Here is a 16,969-nt window from a genome sequence, read left to right as displayed (position 1 = left end):
GAGATCAATCATGACCGATGCCATTGTTTTCGAGAAATCCACCCACGGGAGCATGATCCTTCCGGTCATGTCCCTGCGCGAAGTGGTCATGTTTCCCAAGTCCATCGTGCCTCTTTTCGTGGGCCGGGATTCTTCCATCAAGGCCATCGAGATGGCCTTGGACAGATACGAAAAGCGGATTTTTCTGGTCGCCCAGAAAGACCCCGGACAGGAGCGTCCCGATGTGGACGGCCTCTATGCCGTGGGCACGGTCAGCAAGGTCCTGCAGATGCTGCGTCTGCCCGACGGGACCATCAAGGTGCTCTTCGAGGGCTTGTACCGTGCGTCCTGGGACCATGAGCGCGGGCTCATGATCGAGGACGGCATCCAGATGGTGCAAGCCACCGCGCTGCCGGACATGGAGGGCAACCCCATGGAAGGCGAGGCTCTGGTTCGGGCCACCCACGAGGCCGTGGAGGAATATTCACAGGTCAATCGCAAGCTGGCCAAGGAGACAGTCCTGGCCATCACCAGCGTGTCTCAGCCTGGCCGTCTGGCCGACAGCATCGCCCCTCACCTGAAAGCCGCCTACGATCGCAAGCAAACCGTTCTCGAACTGCGCAACCCTGTCCGCCGCCTGGAGCGGGTCTATGAACTCATCCAGGAAGAGGTCGAGGTCTTTTCTCTGGAAAAGAAGATCAAGGGCCGGGTCAAGAAGCAGATGGAGGAGAATCAGAAGGATTACTACCTCGGCGAGCAGCTCAAAGCCATCCACAAGGAGATGGGCCGCGATTTTGACCCCAAGGCCGACATGGAGGAGCTCGAAGCCCAGCTCAAGGACAAGGACATGCCCGAAGAGGCTCGCGCCAAGGCCATGGCCGAGATGAAAAAGCTGCGCCAGACCCCTCCGTCCTCAGCCGAGTACGCGGTGCTGCGCAACTACGTGGACTGGATTCTGGCCCTGCCGTGGAACGTGATCCGCGATGTGGACATCAACATCAAGCAGGCGCAGAAAATTTTGGATGACGACCATTACGGCCTTGAAAAGCCCAAGGAGCGTATCCTCGAATACCTGGCCGTGCAGGCGTTGGTAAAAAAATTGCGCGGGCCCATTCTTTGTCTGGTCGGCCCTCCCGGCGTCGGCAAAACCTCCCTGGCCAAGTCCATCGCCCGAGCCACGGGTCGCGAATTCGTGCGCCTGTCCCTTGGCGGCGTGCGTGACGAAGCCGAGATCCGCGGCCATCGCCGGACCTATGTCGGTGCACTGCCCGGCAAGATCATCCAGTCGCTCAAGCGCGTCTCGACCAATAATCCGGTCTTCTGCCTGGATGAGGTCGACAAGATGAGCATGGACTTCAGGGGAGACCCCTCGGCCGCGCTCCTTGAAGTCCTCGATCCGGAACAGAACAGCGCCTTCAACGATCATTACCTGGATATGGACTACGATCTGTCCCAGGTCTTTTTCATCACCACGGCCAATTCCCTCCAGACCATCCCGCTTCCCCTGCAGGACCGCATGGAGATCATTACCATCCCCGGCTACCTCGAGACGGAGAAGGAACGCATCGCCACGGATTTCCTGCTGCCCAAGCAGCTTGAGCAGCATGGCCTGAAGCCCGAAAATCTGAGCATGTCTAAGGGCGCGATCCTTGAGATCATCCGCCGCTACACCCGTGAATCCGGCGTGCGCAACATGGAGCGCGAGCTGGCTTCGGTCTGCCGCAAGGTGGCCAGGGCTCTGGTGGAAGAGGGGGACATGGACAAGACCGTGGCCGTGACCAAGTCCATGCTTGGCTCCTACTTGGGTATTCCCAAGGTGCGGCATGGACAGCGTGAGGAGGAGCCCCAGGTCGGCGTGGCCACCGGTTTGGCCTGGACCCAGGTCGGCGGGGAGCTTCTCTTTGTGGAAGTGGCGCTCATGCCCGGCACGGGCAAGATCGAGATCACCGGCAAGCTTGGCGACGTCATGCAGGAGTCGGCCAAGGCGGCCATCAGCTACATTCGTTCCCGGTCGGAGTTTTTCGGACTGCGTAAGGATTTCTACAAGGAAATCGACACCCACATCCACGTGCCCGAAGGAGCCACCCCCAAGGACGGGCCCTCGGCCGGGATTACGCTGGCCACCTGCCTGGCCTCGGCCTTGCTTGACATTCCCGTCAGGAACGACGTGGCCATGACCGGGGAGATCACCCTGCGTGGCCGGGTTCTTCCCATCGGCGGGGTGCGCGACAAGCTCCTGGCCGCGCATCGCGGTCTCATCACGCGGGTATTGCTGCCCAAGGAGAACGAGCGGGATCTGAAGGAAGTGCCCAAGGTCATTCTGAAGGACCTTGAGATAGTGTTCGTCGAGAACATGGATCAGGTGCTGTGCGAGGCCTTGAAGGATGTCACCAAAGAGACGCTTTTCTGTCCTGTCGCCGACATCATCCCGGTCTCCAAGGCCCTGCTCAAGGGGCACGAGTTCTCAAGTCCGCAATAGCTCAACGTTAAACGAACGATTCAAACAAAACCCCCGTCGCGTAAAGCGGCGGGGGTTTTGTTTTTGGGTCATGGGCCTACGCCAAGAGAAAGACGGATTTCAGCTTGGCGGGGAATGAAGAATCTTTCGTCACGTCGTCTCGATGTCGTTCCCGCGGAGGCGGTGATCCGTATATTCAGCCACTGCGACGGTTTGTGTCCCGTGCCGGTTGTGGGCTCAACGCATGCGGTAGATCCAGACGGGCTTGTCTTGGCGATTGCGCAATACCGCCAAAGGCTTGAGGGCGGTGGCCTCGAATTCAAGGCTGACCAGCCAGGAGCCGGGCGAAAGTTCGCGCATGGCTTTTTCTGCTGCCGGACCCATGCTCTCGGGGCGCTGGAACATGTAAACCATGGAATAGGCCGACCAGTCGGCGTTCCAGATGTCTCCGTGACGCACCCGGGCGAAGGGGCAACGCCAGGCGCACATGAAGCGTAGCGGCCAGCTTCTCTCCAGTCCATGGAGCTGCGCCAAGGGGTAGACGCGGTACAGTTCGGCAAGGCCGTTGCCCAGCCCGCAGCCTGCGTCCAGAATACGGTCCGTGCATTTGAGCGGTGCGATCTGTTCGAGGCCATCCAGAATGCCAGCGGGGGTTGGAAAAAGCGGGGCATCCCGCCAGGCGCTCATGGGGTAGAGGAGCAGCAGCAGGGCAAGCGGGATCAGCCAGACCCAGGGCGGAAGTCCGGTTCCGAGGTTTGATGCAGCCAGAGAGAGGGGGAAGCCGGCGGCGATGAAAAGTTTGCGCCAGATGGAGGCGCCCATGGCGCTGGCAGCAAGACCAAGGCTCGTGGCCAGGGTCAGACTCCACGGAACCGGGGTTTGCAGGGCGTGCAGGCCCAGGAAAAGCGTCCAGCAAGCACTCCATGCAACAAGCGCAGGCAGCGGCCAGGGAAGAACCGGGCGGCGGCCTGGAGATCGTTCCGCCTTGCCAAGCACGGGTTTATTTCGGGTTTTGCGTCTGCTCATGATATTTCCGGGACAAGGATGACCCTTGGGCCGGACTGTGCGGGAATCGCATGCAAAAGAAAAGAGGCCTGTGCAGGTCCGCGTTTTTTTGTTGTGGTCCCCGCTGTTTTGTGCTGGTCTGCCTGCGCAATGAAACACGATGCACCCACCACTGCTCCGGACGATCTGGCACAGGCCCGCGCCACTCGCAACCCCCTGCGCAAGCTCTATTACTGGACCCTGCACTGGGCCGCCACGCCTTACGCTCTGCCGGCCCTGGTGCTCCTGTCCTTTGCCGAGAGCTCCTTTTTTCCCGTGCCACCCGATGTGCTGCTCATCGCCCTGTGTTTTTCGACGCCCGGACGCTGGTTCAAGCTGGCCGCGTGGTGCACTGCGGCCTCGGTCGCGGGGGGGATGCTGGGGTATTTCATCGGCTGGGGGCTTTGGGAGACGGTGGGGCTGCCCATCGTGCGCATGTACCATGGCGAGGCCGTGGTCGAGATGGTCCGCGTCTGGTATGAGAATTACGGATTCTTCGGGGTGCTGGTCGCAGCGGTGACGCCCATTCCCTACAAGGTCTTCACCATCGCTTCCGGCATGATGAGCTTTGATCTGGGACAGTTCGTCCTGGCCTCGGTGCTCGGCAGGGCGACCCGCTTTTTCCTGGTGGCTGGACTCATCCGCCTGTTCGGGGCGCGTATCAAGCCCTTCATGGAACGGCACTTCGAACTGGCCGCCTCGGCTCTGGTTGTGCTGGCCATTCTGGGCTTTGCGGCCATCAAATACCTGTAATGGAGTCAGGCCGTGCGGGCATTCCCTTGCGCCGGCTTATGTCAGCCTGAAGGCCAGATTTTGCTGAGTGCGCGTACGCTTTTGCTTTGCACCCATGGATCTGTGGTCAGCGCGTACTCCTTGAAATGGGGTGTTGAGCGGTGCACATCATAAAATGTTTGGGCGTCGGTGTACGTTTCGTAGAGGGTGAAGCGCTCCGGATTCTCGGGATCCTGCAGAATTTCAAAACCGAGACACCCCTCTTCTTTGGTGACCGAATTGTTGCCTTGCCGCATCACCGCCTCTCGAAAATTATCCACGAATTCCTTCCTGGTCACGACATCCACGATGACTACAAACATGAGCTGGCTCCTTTGGCGTTGTTGATCAACGAATAAGCTGTTTTGCCCTGTCCGTCTGGGTTGGCGTCAGGTCGGCGGGGACCTTCTCCCTGCCCAGAGCCATACACACGATGTAGCGGGCGCAATCTTCAAAATTCCCTTGGCAGTATTTGCGCTTCATCATGCTTGCCGTGCTTGGCATGTTTGCCATTTTGTCATTGAAGAAAAGGCACTTGGTAGTCAGTTCGCAATCGGGCATGAGTCCCCCTTATTAGCTTGCGCTTTGGTTACCAGACCTGACGGGGGCTGCCAATGAAAAATGCCCATGAGAGGAATCTGCCCATGATTTCCGGGCGCTCTCCAGGGGATTGTCCATACGAGTGCTGGTCGGCAGGACTCGAGATTCCTGAGTGACGGAAGTTTGCATTGGTGAGGAATTCCCGTTGACAGCTGACAGGGTCGGGGCTAATCAGGGCAAATTGATTAGGCACGTCTAATTATGTTTTTTATTGATCGCCTGAAGTTGAAGAGATTATTTGTTTTGTTGGTTTAGTTCGCAATGTATAAATCGCTGAGCGATCTAAATTGTGTTGCTCTTATGCTAAAATTATTAGACATGTCTAATTTAAAATAGGCTAAATAAGAGTGCCGGACTATGTTCAGGGAGATTGGAGATCGGGGGGAAGGGTCCGGGAAGACGGAGCGGAGATTTTTGGCTCGCCATGGGCAAGAGATTGATAACAGCGTCAGGGAGGCAGTATGTGTTTCAAGTTGGATAACGGTTCGGAGTTGTTTTCGGTTCATGACATGCACCGTTTGCGCAAGAAGGCTGATGGAGCGATGGGTTCGCGGTCATGGGCGCGTCGTGTCTCCGCTGCGCCCGGAAATGAAATTTCGGGAGATGTGGATACAGAGTGCCCAGGTGAAGCTGAAAAGGCTGCGTCCCGGCAAAGATAAGCTGAATAAAACTAAATGATCATCGGGGTTTGCTTATGCAGTGCACTGGAAAGGAATCTTTGCGCATTGAAATGTCCGAGGCCACTCTGACCCGGCTTATAGCCGAAGGGCATCTGGGGGCAGCGGACCTGCGATGCCTTGACCGGGCGTCCGGGCAGCGGTTGCGGCGCCTTTGTCTGAAAAGTTGCGTCTGGCGCAAGGCCGGAGGCGGCTGCGGGGCGCCTGGGACCTGCCCATACGGTTGCGAGGCCTCAAAGTGCTGAAACTGTGCAGGGATGGGCTGACCTTGTCGCGGCGAGCGTCGGGGCGCGGCCTGGTTGAGGTTGGAGCTAAGTCCGAGACAGTGTCCGGGGTGCCTCGCCAGGCAACCTGGCTGTCACGAATCGGAATCGTCAGGCGGATGGCTTTGCTGCTGCTTGTCCTCGTGCCGCTGCCCATGGCCGCGATTCTCGCTCTGATCGAGTCGGGCGTGGATATCGATCCTGTGAACATGCTGGTTCTGGGTCTGGCCTTGGGGCTTGGATTTTTGGCGCCCGTGAGCCGCGCCGGTGCATATTTTCTGGTCCTTCACGATCTGCGCGCCCTGAACGATTTTTGCTCGCAGATTCAAAAGGGCCGCTACGGAGCGCGTTTCGCGGTGGGCATCGAGGGCGATGACGAACATGAGATGCTGCGTCTCAAACGAAACATGAACTGGATGGCCCATCACATCGAATCCCAGACCAAGTCGCTGCATGAGCGTCTTGATGAAAGCGATCTGCGCAAGCGCTTTTACGAGGAGATGTCCTACCGCGACTCGCTGACCGGGCTTTACAACCGCCGCTATTTCGACCGGTTCCTGCCTGATGCCCTGCGCGATCCTGCGCGTGGTGCCGGCGTTTTCTTGGCGCTCATCGATTGCGACGGATTCAAGCAGGTCAACGATACACTGGGACATCAGGCAGGTGACGAGGTGCTGGCGACGCTGGGTCGAATCATCGCCCAGTCGGTGCGCGAAGGCGTGGATGTCGGGTTCAGATTTGGCGGGGACGAGTTCGGGGTCATTTTTCGGGCTTTCGAATTTTCGGCCTGCTGCAAAGCGTGCGAGCGAATCCGCTCCCGCTTTGCAGCGGACAACGACGCAAGCTGCACTGTCTCCATTGGCCTGTGCGCGTGGACTCCCGCGCGTGGATCAAGCGTGGCCGAGCTGGTGCATCATTGCGACAGTTGCCTCTACAGGGCTAAGGGCCTGGGAGGAAATCAGGTTTTTGCGGAAATGGCCAGCACGATTCCGTGCTGCCGTTTGGAGGCCGCCAGTTTCTAGGGCGGTTCAATCAATTTGTTCAGGGCCTGCGGGCCATCAATCCATCTTTTTGATGTAAGGATATATATGTTCAACATTGTTGGGCAGTTGCCGGAGGGCAAGGTCGTTTCGGCAACTGCCGGGCCGTGCGCTTCGCTGGTGCTGACCTTGCACCAGTTTGCCGAATCCCTGGGACGGGCCGTGGACGCCAAGGACGCCTGGACCTGCGCCCATTCCGAGGAAGTTGCCGTGGTCAGCCAGATATTGGCCCTGAACATGGGCTTCACCCCCGCACAGTCCGAGTTGGTCCATCTGGCCGGACATCTGCACGATATAGGAAAGATCGGCGTTCCCGACGCCATCCTGCAAAAACCCGGGCCGCTGACGGGCGAGGAATTCGAAGTCATAAAACGCCATCCGCTCATCGGCGAGGCCATCGTGCAGCCGGTCAAGGCGTTGAACGGGCACAGCGGAGTGGCGCGCATGATCCGCCATCATCACGAACGCTATGACGGTCTTGGATATCCGGATGGACTCAGCGGATACGATATCCCCATGGGCGCGCGGATTCTGGCCGTGGCAGACAGTCTTTCAGCCATGATGCAGCAGCGTCCCTACAAGGAGGCCATGAGCTTTGAGCATGCCGAGGCCGAGATCATGGCCCAGTCCGGGAAGATGTACGATCCCCGGGTGGTTCGGGCCTTCATGGCGGGCCGCGAGCATATCAGGTCCTGGGTGTCCGGCATGCGCGGAGATGAGCGGGCAGCGGGTTGATAGATGTTGCGAGGCATTGCGGGCCAGGTGCTGCGGCCTGCTGCCAGACTGGCTGGCGGCAAGCGTTTTGATCACACTTGTTTACCGATCTTTGGATAACTTTGCATAAAGACCTTGGTTCAGGGCCTGGGCATTGCTGCGCAGAGCCTGGGGGGAAAATCCGACCTGTTCGGATTTTTCTTTGACCCCGGCAACCTTTGACCAAGGAGTAAGTCATGATCAGTGGGATCGGTGCATCCGGATTTTCTCAGAGTATGGCGGCTCAATGGAACAGGTCCGCACAAAAGGATCCGGCCCAGATGAGCAAGGAACTGTTTTCCTCGACTGATACGGATGGTAGCGGAGCCATCGATCAGGAAGAACTGTCTGCGGCTCTTGCGTCCAAGCCCAGGAATGGTCAGGGGCCGGATGCGGCGGAATTGTTCAGTGCCCTGGATGCCGACGGGGACGGTCTTGTTACCGAGGAGGAGCACGAGTCGGGCCTGGCCTCCATGCACAAGGATCTGGCCCGGGCCAGCATGCTGACCGGCATGAGCATGGGACAGGACATGAAATCGCTGGCCGAGGCGCTTTTCACGGAAACCGACGCGGATGGGGATGGAAGCATCACCGCGGAGGAACTGGCGAGCGCCGTTGCGGCCAGGAACGAGGAAAGCGGGAGGAGTGTCGACGCTTCGGAACTTTTCGCCGCCCTGGACGCCGACGGCGACGGACTGATCACCGCGACTGAACACAGCGCCGGACTCGAGTCTCTGAAGGGCAACAATTCGCTTTCCGCTCTCGGTGGAGGAGCCGGCGGCCCCTCGCCCTCGGAAAGCGACGAGGGAGTGGAGAGTTACGACGCGGCGGACACGAATGAGGATGGCGTGGTAGATGCTGCCGAAATTCTCGCTTCTCTGGGCGTGACAGGCAGCGGCGTAGCGCAGAAGACGGGTCTTTCCCAGATTCTCATGTCCTCGAAATACGAGGCGTACCGTCTCATGGGCATGGACGCCCAGTCATATCTTTCAGGGGGAGGATTGTCCGTCACGGCATGATGTGGGGCCGGCTCGTCCGGCCCTGCATTTTCATCCCGGCTGCAGGGCGTTTCAGCGAACAGGTTTGTCCGGGTACCCGATGGGAGATGGCTTGAGGGGAAGCAGAATTTCGACGCAGAGTCCGTGTGGGTCCAGATTCCTTGCACGGATGCTTCCCCCATGCAGCCGCACCGCTCCTCGCGCAATGGCCAGTCCCAGGCCGAACCCGCCGTGACCTGAGGCGTTCGCATCACGATTGAAGGGTTCGAAAATCCGGGCAAGTTCCGTTTCCGGGATGCCCGGGCCCTGGTCCGACACTCGGATCAGGGCCGATTCTCCCCGGATGTCGATATCCAAATCGAGCATGGCCTCTGCCGGGGAATATCTTATTCCGTTGCGGATCACGTTTTCCAGCGCCCGCGCCAGAAGGCGCCGGTTGCCTTGAATAACGGCAGGGACTCGCTCGGTAAGCCGGACCAGGGAGCCTTGCACCCCGGTTTCGAAGCAGGCGTCGTGAACGATTTCCTCCGCCAGTTCCCCCAAGTCCACGAGTTCCCAACCGTCCCTGTCCACCCCGGAGTCAAGGCGGGCCAAGGTCAGGATTTCGTCAATGAGACAGTCCAGACGTTGCACTTCATGCTCCATGCGCACAAGGCTCGTTTCGAGCTTTCCCGGGTCCTGCCGAACAATGCCCAGGGCCACCTGCAGGCGGATCAGGGGGGAGCGGAGTTCGTGGGATACGTCATGCAGCAGCCTCTTCTGGGTCAGAATCAGGTTCTGCAGGTGCCCGGCCATGCGATCGAACTCCAGGCCCAGATCGTCAAATTCATCTCCGCGTCGTCGCAGGTGTCCGATCCTGGTATCCAGCCGTCCCGCGCCCATGGCTGCGAAGGCTTCACGCAGTCGCTTCACGGGCCTGGCCAGATACCAGGCCAGTAACGCGCTCAGGGTGAAGCTGGCGAGCAGGGCGAAAGCCAGAGGTATCCATGCCGGAGGCGGTCCGCCGGGCGGGGGGCCCCCCGTGGCATGTTGTTCGCTGGTTGGTTCCTGAGGAACAAAAATGATGTAGCGCCCGCTGGGCGCGTCGATGCGGCGCGCCTGCGGGGGGACTTCGGTGGTTGTGGCGAATTTTGCGGTCAGGGCCGCATGAGCGGGCGAAATGGTTCTGCCCCGGAGTTCCAGGCCCTCCGGGCCGATAACCAGCATGGGATGTCGGAGTTTCTGCAGCAAGGCGGCAAGGGCCTGGGGGCCGGCATACCGGAGCACGGATTCGGCCGTGTCCAGTTCAAACATGGTCTTGGGACCGCTTTGCAGGGATTGGCCGCGAATATCGGCCCGGCGGTGGAATTCGACACCGGCGACGGTCAGCATCCCGGCGACGAGCAGAGTTGCCCAGGTGGCCAGGAAGCAGCGCCAGAAGAGTTTGCCAGCGATCATGCCCACAACAGCTGATACCCTCGGCCGCGCAGGGTCTGGATGGGTGATCGGCCATCCTCGGAATGTCCCATCTTGTGGCGAATGCTCGAGAGATGCACGTCCAGGCTGCGATCGAAGCGGGTCAGGGGTCGTCCCAGGCCATTTTCGCACAGGACTTCCCGGCTGACCGGTTTTCCGGCATGCCGCAGCAGAATTTCGAGAATGGAAAATTCCGTTCCGGTCAGGTTGAGGGGGACGTCCCGAAACAGCACTGTGCGTTTTCCGGGCCACATCACGAGGTCTCCGGAGGACAATATTTCAGGGTCCGGTTCTCTGTTCATGCCAGAACGACGAAGGATGGCCCGGATGCGGGCGACCAGTTCGCGTGGGGTGCAGGGTTTGGGGACATAGTCGTCGGCACCCAGTTCCAGGCCCAGGATTCGGTCCATGTCATCGCCCATGGCCGTGAGCATCAGCACCGGAACCATGCTCTGGGAGCGGATGGCGCGCAGGGTGTCCATACCGGACATGCCCGGCATCATCACGTCCAGGATGACCAGGTCGAATTTTTCGCTCAATGCGAGGGGTATTCCGGCCGCCCCACTGTTTTCGGGGTGCAGGGCGAGGCCTTCCGCAGCGCAGTATTCTTGCAGCAGGGCGCACAGGTCCCGGTCATCGTCGATGAGCAGGATGGGCGTCCCGGGTTTGGGCAGACCGTCGCTCCAGGGTGGAAATCCGTGTTTCATTGCTCTTCTATGCCGCAGGAATCGAGGTCATGCACGCGTCGGTCGGGAATGAAGATGTAAAAAAATGTAAATTTCGACTCAGTAGATCTTGCGCTTGGAGAAGCTCGAGCCCAGCACCGTGAAGGTGTTCTCCACTATGAAGAGGGCCTGTGGATCGTGCGTGAAGGTGATCTCTTCGAGTTTCTTGAGCTGGATGTTGTTGACCACGGTCATGAGCACGTTCTTTTCGCGCTTGCTGAACGCTCCCATGCCTTTCAGGAAGGTAGCGCTTTGCTTCAGGGAATCGAGGATGGCCTGGCTGATGGCTTCGGAATGATCGGAGATGATGAAGACGACCTTGCGCTGTGAAAAGAGCGCGAGGGTCTGTTCGACCATGGCGGAGGTGATGAAGACCAGGATCAGGGAAACAATGACCAGATCGGTGGGCATGGTCGTCAGGCAGAGCAGGAAAAGCACAAGGTTGAAGCCGAAATAAACCTTGCCCACGCCGATATTGTAGTTCTGGAAGAGATAGACCGCGAGGATGTCAAGGCCGCCTCCCGACCCCAGGGAGCGTAGGATGAGCCCTCCGCCGAGTCCGTTCAGCACCCCGCAGGCCACGGCCGCGTAGAACTGGTCATGGATCACGACGGTGAAGTTCATGAGTTCGTAGGCCACTGTCATGACCATAAGCCCATAGAGGCTGTAGAGAACGAAGCGGGGACTGAGCTTGTACCAGCCAAGGGCAAAGGCGGGCAGGTTGATCAGAAAAAAGAGAATGCCCGGGGTGAGCCAGCCAGTCGAATAATAGATGAGCGCGCCCACGCCGAAAAAACCGCCGGGTATGAACTTCTGGGGAATGGCGATTCCTTTCATGGCGAAGGCGCACATGAGCGCTCCGCTGGTGATCAGAAAAAGGTTCCAGCGGATGGAGTAGGCCAGATCAAAGCGTTTTATTGCGGGCCTCAAGGGATTTGTACCAGACATTCATGCTCTCAAGATCGCCTTTGATCTGGGTGTTGTTGGGCAAGGTGCCGGCGAAGGCGTACCCCTGCCTGGCAAAAACGATATTCATGCCGGTGGCGTGGGCCCGGGCGATGGTGTAGGCGGTGTCGATTCCGGTCTTGGCCATCTCCCTTTCCATGTGCGCCAGCAGAATGCTGGCCAGACCCTTGCCGCGACACTCGGCGCTTGTGGCGAAGTCCGTCATTTCCACATTGCCGGCGGAACAATCCATTTCAGCCGATGCCAGGGCTGTCAAGTGACCCGAGTCATCGCGAATCCCGAAGTAACGCACGTGCGAATCCATTGTCTCGCGCAGATACTCCGGATCGTGGATGGGGAAGGGATAGGTTTCGAAAACCTGGCGATAGAGTTCCGCCATGGCTTTAGCATCCTCTGGTTTCATTGCGTCGATCTTCCACCCGTACGGCAGGCTTCGCCCGCTTTGAACGCTTTGCTCCTTGGCCGTGCTCAGCACTTTTTGCACCAGCTTGGGGCTGCTGATGACGGAGCGCTCCCTTTTGGGATACTTGGCCATGAAGCAGCCGTCCTCGCTGCCGTTGAACATGCCCGGGACTCTGGCTTCCACCTTGAAGCCCTGGGCTCTGAACCAGCCCTCGGCCGGTCCGGGGACCTTGGCGAAAAGCTTGGAATAGCCGTTGGTCGAGGCCAGTTGCTCCATGAAGCGGATGATGCGCGGCACATCCGGGGAAGCCAGTTTCATGAGATAGACACGGTCGCTGGCCGGTCCGTGCTGGAGCAGGGCCCCTGTCATGCGAATCATGCTATCAGGCTGCATCGGTACGCCTCCCTATGCGTTCGTTCTCTTCGGGAGTCAGGCTCTGGGTGTCATCCCAGTCGGCGAGCAGGCTCTCGATGCCGATGGCCTTTTCCTCGGCGTCGGCCTCGCGCAGCTGCAGGTTGCAGGTCGTGCACTCGCGGTCGCAGTAGGTCGGCTCGTAGTGGGCGGGCTCGTGATAGGTGGTGATGACGCCCTCGTAGTTGCGCAGCACGACCTTGTTCGCGGTCCAGGAGATGATGTAGTTGGGCATGAGCGGGATCTTGCCGCCGCCGCCCGGAGCATCGACCACGTAGGTAGGGATGGAGAAGCCGCTGGTGTGGCCGCGCAGGCTCTCCAGGATCTCGATGCCCTTGCCGATGGGCGTGCGGAAATGGGTCAGGCCCTCGGACAGGTCGCACTGGTACAGGTAATAGGGGCGGACCCTGTTGCGCACCAGCTTGTGGTTCAGGACCTTGATCAGGCGCGGACAGTCGTTCACTCCGGCCAGCAGCACGCTCTGGTTGCCAAGGGGAATGCCCGCGTTGGCCAGCTTGGCCAGGGCCTGCTTGGACGAGGCCGTGATCTCCGCAGGATGATTGAAATGCGTGTTGATCCAGAGCGGATGATGCTTTTTGAGCATCTCGACCAGTTCGTCGGTGATGCGGTACGGCAGAACCACCGGGGTGCGCGTCCCGATGCGGATGACTTCCACGTGTTCGATGCTGCCGATCTCGGTCAACAGCCAATCAAGCATGTCGTCCGAAAGCAGAAAGGGGTCGCCACCGGACAGGAGCACGTCGCGTACCTGCGGAGTGTTCCGGATATATTCGATGCCCTGGCGCAGATCCTCGCGGCTCGGGATGGAGTCACGGTCGCCGACCTTGCGCTTGCGGGTGCAGTGGCGGCAGTACATTGCGCAGGTGTTGCTGACATGCAGCAGCACCCGGTCCGGGTAGCGGTGAGTCAGGCCGGGCACAGGGGAGTCCTCGTCCTCGTGCAGGGGGTCGCTCATGTCATGGCTTTCGATGCGCAGTTCGTCGGTCGAGGGGAATGCCTGCATGAACACGGGATCGTTGCGATAGTCGCTGGGATCGATGAGGGACAGATAGTATGGCGTGATGGCCATCGGAAACTTTTCCGTGGTGTTCTTCAGCGCTTTGCGTTCCTTCTCGGTAAATTCGATGCCAAGCAGACGCTCGACTCCCTCGATGGTTTTGATGCTGTTGCGGACGTGCCACTTCCAATCAGTCCAGTTGGAACGGGTAGCGCCTTCAGCAATGATTTTTGCCAGGCGTCGCTGGTTTTCAGAATATATCGGCATTCCATCTCCTTTTCCGCGACCGTTTTTCTCTGAATTATAACTAGGAGAGTTGATTCAAAGATTACATTTTGTAATTTATGAGTTCAAAAAAAATCAAAGAAAAAGCAGTTCTTTCATAAAAAGAACTATGTTCTGTAATAAGCAGAAATTTTGTAATGGTTTTGATGAATCTATTCTTGGTCGCAGGATTGGCGCTATAGATCACGCATGATCTTTCAGTTCAAGGGGATACGGGGGTTGTGTTTCGGGTATGAGTGAATACCCGATTGGGTGACTCTTTTTTCGAGACAAGACGGGGAGTGGCAAGCGATTGGAAGGACGTTTCCGGGAGCGGAAAATCAGAGCCGGACGCGCTCAATGCGCCCGGCTCCGAGGGATGCCTGGCAGGCCGCCCCCAGAGCGGCCTGCAAATTTGATTTTTTCTACAGTCAGCTAGCCTTGGTTCAATTTCTTTTCGAGCTCGGCCACGATGAGGGTGGTCTTGATGATCGTGTCCGGATTCAGTGACATGGAGTCTATGCCGCATTCGACCACAAACTCCGCGAACTCGGGGTAGTCGCTTGGGGCCTGACCGCAGATTCCGATGTACTTGCCTTTTTTGACAGCCACCTCGATGACCTGCTTGACGAAACGCTTCACGGCCGGATTGCGCTCGTCATAGACGTGGGCCACCAGTGAAGAGTCGCGGTCCACGCCGAGGATGAGCTGGGTCAGGTCGTTGGTGCCGATGGAGAAGCCGTCGAAGACTTCAAGGAACTCCTCGGCCATGATCACGTTGGACGGGATCTCGCACATGCCGATGACCTTGAGCCCGTTCTCGCCCTGTTTCAGGCCATACTCGGCCATGGTCTCAATGACTTTTTTCGCCTCTTCCACGGTGCGCGGGAAGGGGATCATGATCTCCACGTTGGTCAGTCCCATTTCCTCGCGGATCTTCTTCATGGCCCGGCATTCAAGGCCGAAGGCCTCCTTGTAGTTCGGGGAGTAGTAGCGCGAGGCCCCGCGCCAGCCGATCATGGGGTTCTCTTCTTCCGGCTCGAAGAGCTTGCCGCCGATGAGGTTGGCGTATTCGTTGGACTTGAAGTCCGACAGGCGTACGATGACCTGCTTGGGATAGAAGGCGGCCGCGATCATGCCCACTCCTTCGGCCAGCTTGTCGACAAAAAACTCCGCCTTGTCGGCATAGCCCGAGGTCATGTCGGCGATGGCGCGCTTCAGGATGTCGTCCGGCAGGTCCTCGTAGTTCAGGAGCGCCAGGGGATGGATCTTGATGTAGGAGTTGATGATGAACTCCTCCCGCGCCAGGCCCACTCCCTCGTTGGGGATGAAACTTTTCTCGAAAGCCTGTTCGGGGCTGGCCAGGTTCATCATGATCTTGGTTTTGGGTTTGGGCAGGGTGCCAAGATCAGTCTCCTGGATCTCGAAGGGCACAAGCCCCCGGTAGACGCTGCCGATGGAACCCTCGGAGCAGACCACGGTCACATCCTCGCCCTGGCTGAGTTTTGTGGTCGCGTTGCCCGTGCCGACGATGCAGGGGATGCCGAGTTCGCGGCTGACGATGGCCGCGTGACAGGTCCTCCCGCCACGATTGGTGACGATGGCCGAGGCGATCTTCATGATCGGCTCCCAGTCCGGGTCGGTCATGTCCGTGACCAGGACCTCGCCCTTGCGGAAAGTGTGGATCATCCCTGCGGATTTAATGACCTGCACCGGCCCCTGGCCGATAAGTTCGCCCACGGACTGGCCTTCGACCAGTGTCTCCCCCTTTCCCGTAAGGACGTATTTCTTGAGGACAGCCAGATCTTTCAGGGAGTGCACCGTCTCCGGCCGCGCCTGAACGATGAACAGTTCGCCGGTCTGTCCGTCCTTGGCCCATTCGATGTCCATGGGCGTGAACTGGCCGCGATGGGCGCTGTAATGTTCCTCGATGGTGCAGGCCATGCGGGCCAGGGCTACAACCTCCTCGTCGCTTATGACCAGCCTGCGCCGATCCTCTTCGGGCACGGCCACGTTCTTGGTCGGGGCCTTGGCATCGGTGGTGTAGATCATCTTGATGGCCTTCCCGCCGACCCGCTTCATGATGATGGGCTTGAACCCTTTTTTGAGGGTGGGCTTGAAGATGTACCATTCATCCGGGTTGACTGCGCCCTGGACCACGTTTTCACCCAGACCCCAGGCTCCGGTCAGAAAAACCGCGTCCTTGAAACCGGTCTCGGTGTCGATGGAGAACATGACGCCGCTGGCCGAGAGGTCCGAACGCACCATCTTCTGCACGCCGATGGACAGGGCGATGGAGAAATGGTCGAAGCCCTTGTCCTGGCGGTAGGAGATGGCCCTGTTGGTGAACAGGGAGGCAAAGCATCGCTGGCAGGCGTCCAGCAGGTCTTCGGCGCCCCGGATGTTCAGGTAGGTCTCCTGCTGGCCGGCGAAGCTCGCGTCGGGCAGATCTTCAGCCGTGGCCGAGGAGCGCACGGCCATGTCCACATTCTTTCCATATGTTTCTTCCAGCTTGCGGTAGGCGCCTATGATGGCGCCTTGCAGGTCCGCCGGGATTTCGAGATTGCGGATCAGGGCGCGGACGCGGCTGCCGCGCTCCATGAGATTGTCCATGTCGTGGGTGTCAAGGCCTTCCATGATGCCCTTGATCTTGTCCATGGCCCCGGAAGCCTTGAGCAGATGGCGATAGGCATGGGCAGTGATCGCGAAACCGTTCGGAATGGGCACGCCCTTGGGCACAAGGTTGCGGTACATCTCGCCGAGGCTCGCGTTCTTGCCGCCGACCAACGGCACATCTTCTATTCCCAGTTCGTCGAACCAGAGCACAAATGCGTTTTGTTTATCCACGGAAGTCCTCCTTGGGTGCAAAAGGAATTTGAGCGCATCTTTTTTTTTATCTCACGGCTACCCGAATTGTGCAACTCGTGAAGTGCTTTAGGCCAGGCCAAAGTCGTGGCCGGAAGCCTTGTTTTTGCTTCCTGTCATAATTCGCATGTGTTTAATCGACTATATTTAAAGAAAATAATTCTATTGTTACCGTTTTGTGACAGTTTTGTTTCCCAATCGTAAAAAAACTTTTCTTAACGCCTAAGATACCATACAGAGGTGCGGGTTTCGCGTCTTTGTCATACAACCATCACAAAA

The 16,969-nt window shown here is 58.8% G+C and carries 14 protein-coding genes; 5 read left to right on the top strand and 9 right to left on the bottom strand.

All coding sequences use genetic code 11. The features are described 5' to 3' along the window. The first annotated feature begins 10 nt into the window (after window positions 1-10). The gene (gene lon, locus CVU60_13210) at window positions 11-2,458 is read left to right on the top strand and encodes an endopeptidase La (GenBank protein ID PKN40979.1); all 2,448 of its coding nucleotides are present in this window, start codon (window positions 11-13) and stop codon (window positions 2,456-2,458) included. 216 nt (window positions 2,459-2,674) lie between these two features. Here lon and CVU60_13205 read toward each other — a convergent pair whose 3' ends face one another. After that, window positions 2,675-3,463 (bottom strand): methyltransferase type 12, encoded by a 789-nt coding sequence (locus CVU60_13205; GenBank protein ID PKN40978.1) that lies wholly within the window; start codon window positions 3,461-3,463, stop codon window positions 2,675-2,677. Window positions 3,464-3,592: 129 nt separating this feature from the next. Between CVU60_13205 and CVU60_13200 the strand changes: the two genes are divergently transcribed. Next, complete coding sequence (locus CVU60_13200; protein ID PKN41025.1) at window positions 3,593-4,234, top strand: cytochrome B; 642 nt, start codon at window positions 3,593-3,595, stop codon at window positions 4,232-4,234. Between the two features lie 41 nt (window positions 4,235-4,275). On the opposite strand, the gene CVU60_13195 is transcribed toward CVU60_13200, so the two are convergent. Next, complete coding sequence (locus tag CVU60_13195) at window positions 4,276-4,575, bottom strand: antibiotic biosynthesis monooxygenase (GenBank protein PKN40977.1); 300 nt, start codon at window positions 4,573-4,575, stop codon at window positions 4,276-4,278. 25 nt (window positions 4,576-4,600) lie between these two features. Further along, the gene (locus CVU60_13190; GenBank protein ID PKN40976.1) at window positions 4,601-4,813 is read right to left on the bottom strand and encodes a hypothetical protein; all 213 of its coding nucleotides are present in this window, start codon (window positions 4,811-4,813) and stop codon (window positions 4,601-4,603) included. 1,098 nt (window positions 4,814-5,911) lie between these two features. Between CVU60_13190 and CVU60_13185 the strand changes: the two genes are divergently transcribed. The 3 genes from CVU60_13185 to CVU60_13175 all read left to right on the top strand — a co-directional run bounded on the left by CVU60_13185 (window position 5,912) and on the right by CVU60_13175 (window position 8,604). After that, complete coding sequence (locus CVU60_13185; protein ID PKN40975.1) at window positions 5,912-6,814, top strand: GGDEF domain-containing protein; 903 nt, start codon at window positions 5,912-5,914, stop codon at window positions 6,812-6,814. Window positions 6,815-6,880: 66 nt separating this feature from the next. After that, on the top strand, window positions 6,881-7,567 hold the full coding sequence (locus tag CVU60_13180) for an HD family phosphohydrolase (protein PKN40974.1): 687 nt from the start codon (window positions 6,881-6,883) through the stop codon (window positions 7,565-7,567). Between the two features lie 215 nt (window positions 7,568-7,782). Next, window positions 7,783-8,604, top strand: coding sequence for a hypothetical protein (locus CVU60_13175; protein PKN40973.1), 822 nt, complete (start codon window positions 7,783-7,785; stop codon window positions 8,602-8,604). A 51-nt stretch (window positions 8,605-8,655) separates the two neighbouring features. Here the strand turns inward: CVU60_13175 and CVU60_13170 are convergent, their stop codons facing one another. The 6 genes from CVU60_13170 to CVU60_13145 form a co-directional block, all read right to left on the bottom strand. Further along, complete coding sequence (locus CVU60_13170) at window positions 8,656-10,020, bottom strand: two-component sensor histidine kinase (GenBank protein PKN40972.1); 1,365 nt, start codon at window positions 10,018-10,020, stop codon at window positions 8,656-8,658. Further along, complete coding sequence (locus CVU60_13165; GenBank protein PKN40971.1) at window positions 10,017-10,745, bottom strand: DNA-binding response regulator; 729 nt, start codon at window positions 10,743-10,745, stop codon at window positions 10,017-10,019. The genes CVU60_13170 and CVU60_13165 overlap by 4 nt, the downstream gene beginning before the upstream one ends. A 78-nt stretch (window positions 10,746-10,823) precedes the next feature. Then, window positions 10,824-11,711, bottom strand: a complete 888-nt coding sequence (locus CVU60_13160; protein ID PKN40970.1) for a YitT family protein — start codon at window positions 11,709-11,711, stop codon at window positions 10,824-10,826. After that, window positions 11,668-12,525, bottom strand: coding sequence for a putative beta-lysine N-acetyltransferase (ablB, locus tag CVU60_13155; protein PKN40969.1), 858 nt, complete (start codon window positions 12,523-12,525; stop codon window positions 11,668-11,670). Before ablB ends, CVU60_13160 begins: the two co-directional genes overlap by 44 nt. Next, a complete protein-coding gene (ablA, locus tag CVU60_13150; GenBank protein PKN40968.1) occupies window positions 12,515-13,828 on the bottom strand; it encodes a lysine 2,3-aminomutase in 1,314 nt (437 codons plus the stop codon). Before ablA ends, ablB begins: the two co-directional genes overlap by 11 nt. A 432-nt stretch (window positions 13,829-14,260) precedes the next feature. Then, entirely contained in the window at window positions 14,261-16,672 is a 2,412-nt protein-coding gene (locus CVU60_13145) for a phosphoenolpyruvate synthase (protein ID PKN40967.1), read from the bottom strand. Between the last annotated feature and the right edge of the window lie 297 nt (window positions 16,673-16,969).

This window comes from Deltaproteobacteria bacterium HGW-Deltaproteobacteria-18, assembly GCA_002841885.1.
Lineage (GTDB): Bacteria > Desulfobacterota > Desulfovibrionia > Desulfovibrionales > Desulfomicrobiaceae > Desulfomicrobium.
The sequence above is the reverse complement of the archived record's forward strand: the minus strand, read 5'-3'. Positions and strand labels throughout refer to the sequence as shown.

Coding starts and splice junctions, on each gene's coding strand:
- lon (PKN40979.1), top strand. CDS start 11: ATGACCGATGCCATTGTTTTCGAGAAATCCACCCACGGGAGCATGATC.
- CVU60_13205 (PKN40978.1), bottom strand. CDS start 3,463: ATGAGCAGACGCAAAACCCGAAATAAACCCGTGCTTGGCAAGGCGGAA.
- CVU60_13200 (PKN41025.1), top strand. CDS start 3,593: ATGAAACACGATGCACCCACCACTGCTCCGGACGATCTGGCACAGGCC.
- CVU60_13195 (PKN40977.1), bottom strand. CDS start 4,575: ATGTTTGTAGTCATCGTGGATGTCGTGACCAGGAAGGAATTCGTGGAT.
- CVU60_13190 (PKN40976.1), bottom strand. CDS start 4,813: ATGCCCGATTGCGAACTGACTACCAAGTGCCTTTTCTTCAATGACAAA.
- CVU60_13185 (PKN40975.1), top strand. CDS start 5,912: ATGGCTTTGCTGCTGCTTGTCCTCGTGCCGCTGCCCATGGCCGCGATT.
- CVU60_13180 (PKN40974.1), top strand. CDS start 6,881: ATGTTCAACATTGTTGGGCAGTTGCCGGAGGGCAAGGTCGTTTCGGCA.
- CVU60_13175 (PKN40973.1), top strand. CDS start 7,783: ATGATCAGTGGGATCGGTGCATCCGGATTTTCTCAGAGTATGGCGGCT.
- CVU60_13170 (PKN40972.1), bottom strand. CDS start 10,020: ATGATCGCTGGCAAACTCTTCTGGCGCTGCTTCCTGGCCACCTGGGCA.
- CVU60_13165 (PKN40971.1), bottom strand. CDS start 10,745: ATGAAACACGGATTTCCACCCTGGAGCGACGGTCTGCCCAAACCCGGG.
- CVU60_13160 (PKN40970.1), bottom strand. CDS start 11,711: ATGTCTGGTACAAATCCCTTGAGGCCCGCAATAAAACGCTTTGATCTG.
- ablB (PKN40969.1), bottom strand. CDS start 12,525: ATGCAGCCTGATAGCATGATTCGCATGACAGGGGCCCTGCTCCAGCAC.
- ablA (PKN40968.1), bottom strand. CDS start 13,828: ATGCCGATATATTCTGAAAACCAGCGACGCCTGGCAAAAATCATTGCT.